This is a genomic window from Caballeronia insecticola (assembly GCF_000402035.1).
Taxonomy (GTDB): Bacteria; Pseudomonadota; Gammaproteobacteria; order Burkholderiales; family Burkholderiaceae; genus Caballeronia; species Caballeronia insecticola.
This window is the reverse complement of sequence record NC_021294.1, coordinates 474010-486775: the sequence shown is the minus strand read 5'-3', so window position 1 is coordinate 486775 and position 12766 is coordinate 474010. Positions and strand designations below refer to the sequence as shown.

The following is a 12766-nucleotide window of genomic DNA, read 5'->3' as shown; positions in this document are numbered from 1 at the left end:
ACGTAAACACGACGAACAATCACACGGTGTGGCCTGCGCCTGCCGAACGAAAACATGGCCGCTATTTTCGATTACCTGTTGGACAGCCACACGTCCCGTCAATGGCGCGGGTTGCTGGCCGCGCTCGCCGACGAATTCGAAGCGCAGATCGGGCGCACGGAACTGCGTCAGCTGATGCATCGGGTCGGCAGCCGTTTCGCCGCTGCCCGTCCGTTGCCGCCGTGCGATTCCACGGCGTCACTCGCCGACGCGCTCAACGCGCTGTGGCGCGACAGCGACTGGGGCTTCGTCGAGCTTGCGGACGAGCGCGACTATTTGAGCATCGTGCATTACTGCGCGCCCTTGCCCGCCTTCGGCGAGAGCGCGCTCGCGTGGACCCCGGCGTTTCTCGAAGGCGCCTATCAGCAGTGGCTCGCCGCCCTGGGCGCGCAAGGACTCGCGATCCGGCAGGCGAGTGAGTTCGGCGACGACGCGGGCATCGAATTCAGGCTCGCACGCGCCGCTTGAGAAGCGCACCAAGCCATTCCGACCGCCGCCTCGAAGCGGCGGCATCGATCGCCCCGCAGGGCGGTTCCAGATAGCAGCCACAGGCCAGGCATCAGGCAAGGCAGGCACGACGAGGAAGCGGCACCATGAATACTTCGCGCGACATCGAGAAGCTGTTCGATCATTTCGGCGGCAATGCAGGCGATTATCAGGAAATCGGCCGGGAGAACGAGGCCAAGACGGCGCGCACCCGCTGGCCGCTGCTCGCCACGCTGGACTTCGCACAGCCGACCATCCCTGAAATCGCGCCGCGCCGCGACGTGCAGACGAACGCTCTTCGCTCGCACGCGGCCGAGCCGGATACCGAAGCGAGCGCAGCGGCGACGCCGACTCCGATCCTGCGCGGCAGGCAGCAGCTCTTCACGCGTCCGCATCGCCGGACGATTCCGCCTGTCAAGGCGCCGGCAGCGGAGTCGCTCAGCGCCTTGCGCTTTTCGGTGCTCGGCGAATCCGCCTCGAATGAAACCGGCGCGACGCCGGATTCCGCCGCCGCTCCCGTGACAGGCATCCCGCCCGTTCAGGCGCCGGTCGAGTCCAAACCGGTCGCGAACAACGCCAACGCCGTTAGACAAGCCGCGCCGCAGCCTGAACGCGGAGCTTCCACGTTCGGATCGAGCTTTCTCGCGCGCCGCGCACCCGCGCAGGCAGTGCCGCCCGTATCCGAACCCGCGCCCGCCGCGTCGCAATCGATTCTCGGCAAGCTCTTCAAACCGCAGACGCAGACCGCCGCAAGCGCACCCGCCGGTTCGCTCGACGCCATGTTCGACCGCCTGCGCCACGCCAGCCCGCACGCCGGCGAATCCTCGAACACACAAGCAAGCGCCGACCGCGCGAGCCGCCTCCCACGCTCATGAAAGTCATCACGGTAGTTTCCGCGAAAGGCGGCGTCGGCAAGACGACCCTCGCCGCCAATCTCGCTTCGGTGCTCGCCGCGCGCAGCCGTCGCGTGATCGTGCTCGATCTCGATCCGCAGAACGCACTGCGGCTGCACTTCGGCATTCCGCTCGACAGCATCGACGGCATCTCGCGCGCGACGCTCGCAGGCGACCCGTGGCAGACCGTGATGTTCGACGGCGTCGACGGCGTGACCGTGCTGCCCTACGGCGCCGTGATCGAAGACGACCGCCGCCGCTTCGAAGCGCTCGTCGACAACGATCCCGCCTGGCTCGCGCATGCGCTCGCATCGCTCGCGCTCGATGCCAACGACATCGTGATCGTCGATACGCCGCCCGGCTCGTCGGTCTACACGCGCACCGCGCTCACGGCGGCGAACTTCGCGCTGAACGTGGTGCTGGCCGATGCCGCCTCTTACGCCGCGATCCCCGGCATGGAACGCATGATCGAAGCCTACGCCGCGCCGCGTCAGGATTTCGCGGGCCAGGGATATGTCGTCAATCAGGTCGATCAGTCGCGTCAGCTGAGCAAAGACGTGTTGAAGGTGCTGCGCAACATGCTCGGCGCGAAGATGTTTCCGGGCGTCATCCATCTGGACGAAGGCGTCTCCGAGTCGCTTGCGTGCGACACGACGCTCATTCATTACGATCCGCTCTCGCAAGCCGCCGCCGATCTGCGCGCGTGCGGCGACTGGCTGCTTTCCGCCGTCGATGCGATGGTCGTCTCGCCGAGGAAACTCGCATGAGCGCCGCCAAGCCGTCGCCGGAAACCGAAGTCAGCGTGGCGACTTCGCGTCTCGAACGTTTCGTCGATTCGGGCATCTGGAGCAGCCGCATCGTCGTGGTCCTGCTGACGGCCATCGCCGTTTGCGCGCTGTACTTCGTCGTGACGGTGCCGCTCGCGTTCGGCCAGCAACTCATCTTTGCGACGATCTGCTTTGTGTGCGCACTCGGCTTCCGGCGTCTGCAAGGCCAGTACGCGACGCTCGTGATGATCATGCTCTCGGTGGTGGCATCGGGCCGCTACATGTTCTGGCGTCTCACCGAAACGACCTACTGGGAGCGTCCGCTCGACGCCGCCTGGGGTCTGCTGCTCGTCGCGGCCGAAGTCTACGCGGCGCTCGTGCTGCTGCTCGGCTACTTTCAGACCGCGTGGCCGCTGAAGCGCAAGCCGCTGCCGCTGCCCGCCGATCGCAGCCTGTGGCCGACCATCGACGTCTTCATTCCGACCTACAACGAGCCGCTTTCGGTGGTGAAGCCGACCATCTACGCGGCGCTCGCGCTCGACTATCCGGCTGATAAGCTGTCGATCCATGTGCTCGACGATGGCCGCCGCCCCGAGTTCAAGACCTTCTGCGAGGAAGTGGGCGTCAACTGGACGATCCGCACGCACAACCGTCACGCGAAGGCGGGCAACATCAACGAGGCGCTGAAGATCACCAAGGGCGAATTCCTCGCGATCTTCGACTGCGACCACATCCCGACGCGTTCCTTCCTGCAAATCTGCCTCGGCTGGTTCCTGCGCGACAAGCTGCTGTCGATGTTGCAGACGCCGCACCACTTCTTCTCGCCCGACCCGTTCGAGCGCAATCTCGGCACGTTCCGCAAGGTGCCGAACGAAGGCGAACTGTTCTACGGCCTCGTGCAGGACGGCAACGATCTGTGGAACGCCACGTTCTTCTGCGGCTCGTGCGCGGTGTTGCGCCGCTCGATGGTCGAGGAAATCGGCGGCATTGCGGTCGAGACCGTCACCGAAGATGCGCACACGGCGCTCAAGCTGCATCGGCTCGGCTATACGACTGCGTATCTCGCGATTCCGCAGGCCGCGGGGCTTGCGACCGAAAGTCTCTCGGGGCATATCGGGCAGCGCATTCGCTGGGCGCGCGGCATGACGCAGATTTTCCGCATCGACAATCCGCTTACGGGCAAGGGCCTCAAGATCGGCCAGCGGCTGTGCTATCTGAACGGCATGCTGCACTTCTTCTACGGCGTGCCGCGCCTCGTGTTCCTCACCGCGCCGCTGTCGTATCTGTTCTTCGGCGCGCACGTGATCGAGGCGGCGGCGAGCACCATCGCGATCTTCGCGCTGCCGCACATGATGCACGCGAGCATCACGAACTCGCGGATGCAGCGCAGCTTCCGCCATTCGTTCTGGGCGGAAGTGTATGAATCGGTGCTGGCGTCGTACATCACCGCGCCGACGCTGCTCGCCGTCATCAATCCGAAGCTCGGCAAGTTCAACGTGACGGCCAAAGGCGGCCAGATCTCGAAAGACTATTTCGACTGGTACATCTCGCGTCCTTATCTGCTGCTTCTGCTGCTGAATCTGCTCGGCTTCATCGCGGGCATCGTGCATATCGTCATGTACTGGCACGTGCGCAGCGAAGTGAATACGACCATCCTCAATCTCTGCTGGACCGTCTACAACATGCTGATTCTCGGCGCGTCCGTGGCGGCGGCGAGCGAGCGGCGCCAGGTTCGCGCGACGCATCGCGTGTCGATGAAGATGCCCGTGATGCTCAAGTTCTCGACCGGCCGCACGCTCGCGTGCGAGACCATCGACTACTCGGAAGGCGGCGTGGGCGTCGCCCTGCCGAACAAGATCGAAGTGCCGATGCACGAGCGCGTCACCGTCTCGCTCTTCCGCGGCGACGAGGAATACGCGTTCCCGGCGAGCGTCGGCTATACCGAGCCGGGCCGCGTCGGCCTGCGCTTTTCGCAACTCACGCGCGAGCAGGAATACGACTTCGTCAAGACGACGTTCGCGCGCGCCGATGCATGGACCGGCTGGTCCGAAGGCCGCCGTCCGGATACGCCGCTGCGGGGGTTGTCGCACGTGCTGCTGGTGGGCACGCGCGGCATTGCAGGTTTATTCGAGCATTTGTACAGCGACCTTCGTACCTGGATGAACAAGCGCCCAGTCGATGTGAAGAAGCTGAAAACCAAAGACCAATAATGGGCACGGGTATGTCGAAGTTGCGCGTTGAAAACGAAACGGGCGAGCGCACGCCGCGTTTTTGCGAAAGACCGCTGGGCCGCGCGCTGGCCGTCTGGATGGCGTTGCAGACGGCGCTCGCCGCGCCGCTCGCGTCGGCGGCGACTGCGGCTGCAACCGCGCCTGCCGCTGCTTCGGGAAGCGCATCCGCCGGCGCGCAGCAGGCCACCGGCGTCGGCGCCGTGCCCGCGCCGAGTCCGGCCGCCGTCTACAACCCGCTCACGATTCCGCAGCCCGCGCTCGCGATGCCCGTACCCGCGTTCTCCGGCAAGCCCGAGAAGCCGCTCGCCTCGCGCGTGCCGACCACGGCCGATCCGGGCACGCTGGTTCCGGGCGGACGCCGCCAGACGCTGACCTTCGCCGATTACGGCGCGCTCGATCCGCTGCAACTGCGCGGCACCGACGGCCAGAACGGCATCGCGTTTTCGGTGCGCGGCGACGAAGTCGTGACCGGCGCGATCCTGCATCTGATCTATAGCTACTCGCCGTCTCTGTTGCCTGCGATCTCGCAGCTCAAAGTGCTCATCAACGGCGAAGTGGCCGCGACGCTGCCCGTGCCGCGCGACCAGGCGGGCATGCTGGTCGCGCGCGACGTGGCCATCGATCCGCGCTTCATCACCGAGTTCAACCACCTCAACGTGCAGTTGATCGGCCACTACACGCAGCAGTGCGAAGATCCGTCGAACTCGACGCTCTGGGCCACCGTCAGCAACGCGAGTTCGCTCGATCTCACGTATGCGTCGATCGCGAACAAGCCCGATCTCGCCGCGCTCCCGCAACCGTTCTTCGACCGCCGCGACGTGCGTCGCCTCGAACTGCCCTTCGTCTTCGCGGGCAAGCCGAGCCTGGCCGAACTGGAAGCGGCGGGCACCGTGGCGTCGTACTTCGGCTCGCTCGCGGGCTATCGCGGCGCCATCTTCCCGGCGCAGAGCGACAACGTGCCGCTCTCGGGCAACGCCATCGTGTTCGCCACCGGCGACGCGAAGATCGCGGGCGTCGACATTCCGCCGGTGTCCGGCCCGACCATCGCAGTCGTCGAACGCGACGCCAACGCGCGCGGCCGCCTTCTGCTCGTGCTCGGCCGCGACGACAACGACCTGAAGACCGCCGCGAAAGCGCTGGGCGTCGGCCAGAACACGTTGAGCGGCACGAGCGCAACCATCACGCAGTTCACCGATCTGCAACCGCGCCGCCCCTACGACGCGCCGAACTGGCTGCCGACCGACCGCCCCGTGCGCTTCGGCGAACTCGCGGAAGCGCGCGACCTGAGCGCCCACGGCTACGATGCCGACGCCGTGCGCGTGAATCTGCGCGTGCCGCCCGACCTCTTCATGTGGCAGACCAAGGGCGTGCCGATCGACCTCGGCTACCGCTACACCGTGCGCCCCGCGCCGGACCGCTCGTCGCTCAACATCAGCGTGAACAGCGGCTTCGTGCAATCGCTGCGGATTCCGGCGGTGTCCACGTCGACCTTCGATCTCGGCCAGTATTTCAGCCGCGTGCTGCCGGACAAGACCGTCGCCGCGCGCCGCGAGATTTTCATTCCGCCGCTGCTCATCACGCCGCGCGCGCAGTTGCGCCTGCATTTCTATTACGACATCCCGAAGACCGGCGAATGTCAGGGACGCGTGCTGGATAACGTCGTCGGCGCGATCGATCCGAATTCGACCATCGATCTCTCCGGCTTTCCGCACTACATGGCGCTGCCCGATCTGGCCGCGTTCGCCAACGGCGGCTTCCCGTTCACGCGTCTGGCCGATCTCTCGCAGACGGCGGTCGTCATGCCGAACGAGCCGAACTCGGCCGACTACAGCCTGTATCTGCTGGAAATGGGCCGCATGGGCGCATCGACGGGTTATCCGGTGACGGGCGTCACCGTGACGAGCGCGAACGACGTCGACCGCTTCGCCGACAAGGATCTGCTGATTCTCGGCTCGCCGGGACGCCAGCCGTTGCTGCAACGCTGGGCCAAGCAGATGCCTTTCTCCGGCGACGGCGACGCGCGCACCTTCCAGCTCTCCGACGTCGCGTTCAAGCTGGTCGACTGGTGGCACGGCGAGCAAGGCCCGGAACGCGCGCCGGCGCGTGCGGATCTCTCGCTCGTCAGCTCGAACGGCGACGCGCTTTTGACCGGCTTCGAATCGCCGCTCAAGAGCGGACGCAGCGCGGTGGCGCTCATCAGCGCGGCAGGTCAGTCCGACGCCGATCTGTCCGCCGCCCTGCTCGACAACGACCTGCTGCCGTCCATCCAGGGCGCGATGGCCGTGATCCACGGCCGCACGGTGACGGTGACGTCGAACGGCGAGGCCTACTTCGTCGGCCATTTGTCGCCGATGCATTACATGCGCTGGGCGCTGTCGTCGCATCCGCTCCTGCTGGTGCTCGGCGGACTGTTTGCCGCGCTCATCATCGCTGCCCTGTTCTACCGTACGCTGCGCGCGATCGCCGCGCGGCGCCTGAGGGATTGATATGCGGGTATCCACCGCCCATGTTTTTGCCGGTGCATTGATCGCCGCTTCGGCGGCGAGCGCCACCGCCGCGCAGCCCTGCGACTGGCCGGCGTATCGCCTTTTCGTCGAGCGTGTCGTGCAGGCGGATGGCCGCGTCGTCGACCGCTCGACCGACACGCAGCAAACCACGTCCGAAAGTCAGTCCTACGGCATGTTCTTCGCGCTCGTCGCCAACGACCGCGCCACCTTCGAGCGCCTGCTCGGCTGGACGCGCGCGAATCTCTCGGCCAATCAGTTCGATGCGAACAACGTGCGCCTGCCCGCGTGGCAATGGGGCAGAAAGCAAGACGGCTCGTTCGGCGTGATGGACCCGAATTCCGCCAGCGACTCGGACCTGTGGATCGCCTACGACCTGTTCCAGGCTGGCCGGCTGTGGAAGGAACCGATGTACACGAAGCTCGCCTACGCGCTCGCGACGCAGATCGTGAAGCAGGAGATCGTCGATCTGCCGGGCTTGGGGCCGATGCTCCTGCCCGGCCCGCAAGGCTTTCGCACCGGCGACGTCACGCGTCTGAATCCGAGCTATCTGCCGCTGCCGCTGCTGCGCGGCCTCGCGCACGAAATGCCCGACGGCCCGTGGAATGCGCTCGCGCAGAGCGCCGCGAAGATGATCAAGGTCACCGCGCCGCGCGGCTATGCGCCGGACTGGGCCGCTTATCAAACCAGCCAGAACGGCCAGTTCGTCGTCGATCCGAAGAACGGCGACATCGGCAGTTATGATGCGATCCGCGTCTATCTCTGGGCCGGCATGACGGCAAGCGGCGATCCGCTCGCGCGGCCGTGGCTCGATGCGCTCGGCGGCATGCGCCAGAGCGTCGCGCAGAACGGCTTCCCGCCGGAGAAGGTCTCGACCATCAGCGGCGCAGCGACCGGCGAAGGTCCGCTGTCTTACTGGGGCGCGCTCGCGCCGTATTTCAAGGCACTGAACGACGAGCGCAGTTTGGGTCTCGCCCGCACGCATCTCGAAGCGCTGGTCGCGCCGCCGGGCGCCGGCCGCGAACCGGTCTACTACGACCGCGTGCTGGGCCTGTTCGGCGGCGGTTTCATCGACGGGCGTTATCGCTTCGATGAAAACGGCCGTCTCTTGCCGAAGTGGAGAAGCGCATGCTGATCCGGGCAAGAAAACGCGCGCTGGCGATTCACGTCGCGGCGGCGCTCGCGGCGAGCGCACCGCTGCTCGCCGTCGCGCAGGCCGCGGCCGATCCGCTGAACGTGCTCATCGACCAGGGCAAGTACTGGCAAGCGCACCGTCGCGGCGATCTCGCGGAACAGGCGTGGCAGAAAGTGCTGCGCATCAATCCGAAGCAGCCCGATGCGCTCTTCGGCATGGGCATGGTGCTCGCCGATCGCAAGGACGGCAGCGGCGCGCAGCAATATCTCGCGCAGCTTCGTCAGGTCGCGCCGAATTATCCGAATATCGACGAACTCGGCCGGCGTCTCGGCGAAACCAGTTCGCGCGACCAAACCGTCAACGACGCGCGGCGTCTCGCGCAAAGCGGCCAGAGCGCGTCGGCGGTGCAGGAATACAAGCGCGCGATCGAAGGCAAGCCCACGACGCCGCAACTGCAACTGGAGTACTACCAGGCGCTCGCGGCAACGCCGCAAGGCTGGGACGAAGCCCGGCGCGGTCTCGAACAACTGGCGCGCGACAACCCCGACGAGCCGCGCTATCAGCTCGCCTACGCGCAGCATCTGACCTATCGCGATTCGACGCGGCGCGACGGCATCGCGCGGCTCGCGAAGCTCGCGAACGACAGCGCGGTCGGCGCCGACGCGAAGAAAAGCTGGCGGCAGGCGCTGTTGTGGCTCGGCGCGCGCGCATCGGATGCGCCGCTCTTTCAGGCGTATTTGCAAGTCGCGCCGGACGATGCCGCCGTCAAGGCACGCTTCGATTCGATGGTGCAGCAGGACAAATCCGCCCGCGAACGCGCGCAAGCCGACGCCGTCGTCGATGCGCGCGGGCGCACCGTCGCGGAAGGTTTCACGGCGCTCGACCGAGGCGATATCGCGACGGCGCGGGCGCGCTTTTCATCCGTGCTCGCGAGCAATCCGAACGACGCCGACGCGCTCGGCGGCATGGGCGTCGCGGCGCTCAAGCAGGAACGTTTCGCGGAGGCGCGCACGTATCTCGAACGCGCGTCGCGTGCCGGCAATCCGGCGCGCTGGAAAGACGCGCTCACGAGCGCGACCTACTGGACTTATACGAGCGACGCCATCGGCGCGCGCAGCAACGGTCAGATCGCGCAGGCGAAGGCGCTGTTCGAGCGCGCTATCGCCATCAATCCGTCCGATGTCACCGCGCAGACGCTGCTCGGCGAAATGCTGCTCGCCAACGGCGATCCGCGCGGCGCGGAGCAGGCGTATCGCATGGCGTTGCGCCGTCAGGCCGACAATCCCGATGCCATTCGCGGACTCGTCGGCGCGCTGGCCGCGCAGGGACGCGGCGAGGAAGCGCTCGAATTCGCCAATCGGCTGAACACGGAGCAGCAGGCGAAAGCCGGCGGCATCAACAAGCTGCGCGGCGAAGCGCAGGCGGCACAGGCGCGCGCCGCCGAAGCGCGTGGCGATCTCGGCGCGGCGCGCAGCCTCTTCGAAGACGCGCTGCTCAACAATCCCGACGACCCGTGGCTACGGCTCGATCTCGCGCGCATTTACGTGCGTCAGGGCGCGGTCGGCAATGCGCGCAGCATGATGGACGGCCTGCTCGCGACCCATCCCGACATGACCGACGCGCTGTACGCAAGCGCGTTGCTGTCCGCCGAAACGCAGGACTGGGCGGCGGGTCTCGCACAACTCGACCGGATTCCCGCCGCGCAGCGCACGCCCGCGATGATCGGCCTGCAGCATCGCTTGTGGGTGCAGCAGCAAGCCGAACTCGCGACGCGCGCCGCCGCTGCGGGCCAGCGTCAGCAGGCGCTGTCGATCCTGCGTCGCGCGGAACCGGTCGCGGCCGGCAATGCCGAGCTGACGGGCGCGGTGGCGTCGGCGTACGTGAAGGCGGGCGATCCGTCGCGAGCGCTGTCGCTCGTGCGCGGGGCGATCGCCAATGCGCCGAACGACACCGGTCTTCTGCTGCAATACGCGGGCATTTTGTCGGCAACGCAACAGGACGCCGAACTCGGCTCGGTGATGCGCCGCCTCCAGTCGATGCCGCTCACCACGCAACAGCGCGCCGACTTCAACAATCTGAACGTGGGCATCGTCGTCGCGCGGGCGGATGTCGTGCGCCGGCAGGGCGATCTCGCCGCCGCCTACGACGTGATTTCGCCGTGGCTCGCCGCCATGCCCGACAACGCGGATCTGCAAGCCGCGCTCGGCCGCATGTACACGTCGGCGGGTGACGACCGCAACGCGCTCGCGTGCTATCAGAACGCGCTCGCGCGCCGCCCCGACGATATCGCCTTGCAGACGGCGGCGATGTCCGCAGCGAGCGGCGTGCGTGATTTCAAGCTGGCGGAATCGCTCGCGAATCAGGCTTACGACACCGCGCCGAACGATCCGAGCGTGCTCGCCGCGATCGGCCGGATGTATCGCGCGCAGGGCAAGCTCGATCTCGCCGCGCAGTTCCTGCAACGCTCGCTCCTGGCGGCGAATACGCCGGTGGCGACGTCGGCTCAGGCGCGCGGCAATGTTCCGCCGGGCTGGGAAACCGCGATGAGCCGCATCGGCTCGAATCCGCTGCCCGGCACCAATCCGTTCGAAGGCAAGACGGCCGTCGATACGGCGTCGAATTCGGCGCTCGCCGCCGGCGCGTCGTATCGCCAGGCCATTCCACAGAGTTACTCGCAGCCCGTGCCGAACTATCTGCCGCCTCCCCAGCCCGCGACCTACACGACGCCCTACGTGGCGCCTTCCTCCGCCCCGCCGATGATGCCCGCGCCCGCCGCGCCACGCGCGCCCGCGAGCGGCGGCTATGGTCCCGACATGTACGGCTCGGGACAATCGGGTGCGCCGCTTCAGCCGTATCCGGGACAGGATGGGGGTGCGTCGGGGGCGTATCCGGCGCAGCCTTATCAGGCTTATCCGCAGCAGCAGGGTTATCCGCAGCAACCGTATCCGCAACAACCGTATCCGCAGCAGGCTTACCCGCAGCAGCAAGCCTATCAGCAGCAGCCGTATCCGCAGCAAGCGCCCTACGGGACTCAGCAGGACCCGTATGCATCGCCGTGGCCAATGTCGCCCGGCGCGCGCGATGCGCAATCCGGCCGATATGTTCCGCCGCCCGCAGCCGGCAATCGCACGAGTGCGTCCGCTTCGAAGCGTGCGGCGGCGTCGTCGCGCAAGACGAGCGCGGCGGCTTCCGCGAACGCCTACTACGGCGCGCCGCCGCAGCAATACGCCCAGCAAAACCAATACGCGCAGGCGCCCTACGGACAGCAGCCGCAACCGTACGCGCCCCAGCCTTACTACCCGCCGCAGCAGTACGCCCAGCAGCCGTACATTCCGCAGCCGCCGGCCGGTTATGCGCAGCCTTACTACCCGTCGCAAGCGCAGTCGCCGCGTGCGGTTGCAGCCGCGACGATGAGCGCCGGCGGCATTCCCGCGCCGGTCGCGAACTCGCAGACGGCGGGCGTCGCGGAAGAACTCGCGCAGATCAACCGCGAACAGGCCAGCACGATCTCGGGCGGCATCATCTTCCGCAGCCGCGACGGCGAGGACGGCCTCTCGAACCTGACCGACATCGAAGCGCCGATCGAAGGCCGCATCAAGGCGGGCAATGGTCACGTGATCGTGCGCGCGACGCCCGTCACGCTCGACGCCGGCACGGCCAGCAACGAACCGAACACGCTCGCGCGCTTCGGTTCGGGACTTGGCGCCACCACGACGCCGCCCTCCAACAACTACGGCTCGCAGACGGCGACGGGCGTCGGCTTGTCGCTCGGCTATGAAAATCGCAACTTCAAGGGCGATGTCGGCACGACGCCGCTCGGCTTCCGCGAGACCAACATCGTCGGGGGATTGCAGTATCAGAACGCCGTGACCGACAAGGTGTCGTATTCGCTCGCCATCGCGCGGCGCGCCGTCACCGACAGCCTGCTCTCCTACGCCGGCGCGCGCGATCAGGGCGCGGGCCTCGAATGGGGCGGCGTGACATCGACGGGCGGACGCGCCGATCTCGCCTGGGACGACGGCACGAGCGGCGTGTACGTGAACGCGGCGTACCAGTTCCTCGACGGCAAGAACGTCGCGACCAACAACGCGGTGAAGGGCGGCGGCGGCATCTATACGCGCCTCATCAAGGATGCGGACCAGACGCTCACGATCGGCGCGAACACCACGCTGATGCACTACGACAAAAACCTGTCGTACTTCACCTACGGTCAGGGCGGCTACTTCAGCCCGCAGCAGTACGTGATCCTCAACTTCCCGGTCGAATACGCGGGACGCACGGGGCCGTTCACGTACGACCTGAAGGGCTCGATCGGCGTTCAGCATTATCGTCAGGATTCGTCGAACTATTTCCCGACGAACTCGACCTTCCAGTCGATTGCGGCGAACTCGGGAGCCGCGCCGGACGCGGGCGCGGTGTATCCCGGCCAGAGCAAGACGGGCGTGTCGTACTCGCTCAACGCGACCGGCGAATACCAGCTCGCGCCGCAACTGGCGGTCGGCGCGACGGCGTCGTTCGGCAATGCGTATCAGTATCGCGAGTGGCTTGCGGCGGTGTACGTGCGCTACACGTTCACGCGTCAGGGCGGCGTGCAGCCGGCGTTCCCGCCGCAGGCGTTTAGCTCGCCGTATTTGTCGTTGGCGAATTGAGGTTCTTGCGGGTGCGCGTGGCCTGAAGCTAGGCTAGCGCACACCTCAAACAAAAACCGCGA

Annotated in this window: 7 protein-coding genes; all 7 read left to right on the top strand. The window is 66.9% G+C overall.

What is annotated here, in order from left to right; all coding sequences use genetic code 11:
- Positions 1–54: 54 nt before the first annotated feature.
- The 7 genes from bcsD to BRPE64_RS16305 all read left to right on the top strand — a co-directional run bounded on the left by bcsD (position 55) and on the right by BRPE64_RS16305 (position 12704).
- Positions 55–507, top strand: a complete 453-nt coding sequence (gene bcsD / locus BRPE64_RS16335; protein ID WP_044042308.1) for a cellulose biosynthesis protein BcsD — start codon at positions 55–57, stop codon at positions 505–507.
- Positions 508–632: 125 nt separating this feature from the next.
- Positions 633–1400, top strand: a complete 768-nt coding sequence (bcsP, locus tag BRPE64_RS16330; protein ID WP_016354576.1) for a cellulose biosynthesis protein BcsP — start codon at positions 633–635, stop codon at positions 1398–1400.
- Positions 1397–2185: a cellulose biosynthesis protein BcsQ gene (gene bcsQ, locus BRPE64_RS16325; protein WP_016354575.1), complete on the top strand. Its 789-nt coding sequence runs from the start codon at positions 1397–1399 to the stop codon at positions 2183–2185. The genes bcsP and bcsQ overlap by 4 nt, the downstream gene beginning before the upstream one ends.
- Positions 2182–4395, top strand: coding sequence for a UDP-forming cellulose synthase catalytic subunit (gene bcsA, locus BRPE64_RS16320; RefSeq protein WP_016354574.1), 2214 nt, complete (start codon positions 2182–2184; stop codon positions 4393–4395). The genes bcsQ and bcsA overlap by 4 nt, the downstream gene beginning before the upstream one ends.
- Complete coding sequence (gene bcsB, locus BRPE64_RS16315) at positions 4395–6902, top strand: cellulose biosynthesis cyclic di-GMP-binding regulatory protein BcsB (protein WP_016354573.1); 2508 nt, start codon at positions 4395–4397, stop codon at positions 6900–6902. Before bcsA ends, bcsB begins: the two co-directional genes overlap by 1 nt.
- A 1-nt stretch (position 6903) precedes the next feature.
- On the top strand, positions 6904–8055 hold the full coding sequence (gene bcsZ / locus BRPE64_RS16310; RefSeq protein WP_016354572.1) for a cellulose synthase complex periplasmic endoglucanase BcsZ: 1152 nt from the start codon (positions 6904–6906) through the stop codon (positions 8053–8055).
- Entirely contained in the window at positions 8049–12704 is a 4656-nt protein-coding gene (locus tag BRPE64_RS16305) for a cellulose synthase subunit BcsC-related outer membrane protein (protein WP_016354571.1), read from the top strand. The genes bcsZ and BRPE64_RS16305 overlap by 7 nt, the downstream gene beginning before the upstream one ends.
- Positions 12705–12766 lie beyond the last annotated feature (62 nt).

Coding starts and splice junctions, on each gene's coding strand:
- bcsP (WP_016354576.1), top strand. CDS start 633: ATGAATACTTCGCGCGACATCGAGAAGCTGTTCGATCATTTCGGCGGC.
- BRPE64_RS16305 (WP_016354571.1), top strand. CDS start 8,049: ATGCTGATCCGGGCAAGAAAACGCGCGCTGGCGATTCACGTCGCGGCG.
- bcsZ (WP_016354572.1), top strand. CDS start 6,904: ATGCGGGTATCCACCGCCCATGTTTTTGCCGGTGCATTGATCGCCGCT.
- bcsA (WP_016354574.1), top strand. CDS start 2,182: ATGAGCGCCGCCAAGCCGTCGCCGGAAACCGAAGTCAGCGTGGCGACT.
- bcsB (WP_016354573.1), top strand. CDS start 4,395: ATGGGCACGGGTATGTCGAAGTTGCGCGTTGAAAACGAAACGGGCGAG.
- bcsQ (WP_016354575.1), top strand. CDS start 1,397: ATGAAAGTCATCACGGTAGTTTCCGCGAAAGGCGGCGTCGGCAAGACG.
- bcsD (WP_044042308.1), top strand. CDS start 55: ATGGCCGCTATTTTCGATTACCTGTTGGACAGCCACACGTCCCGTCAA.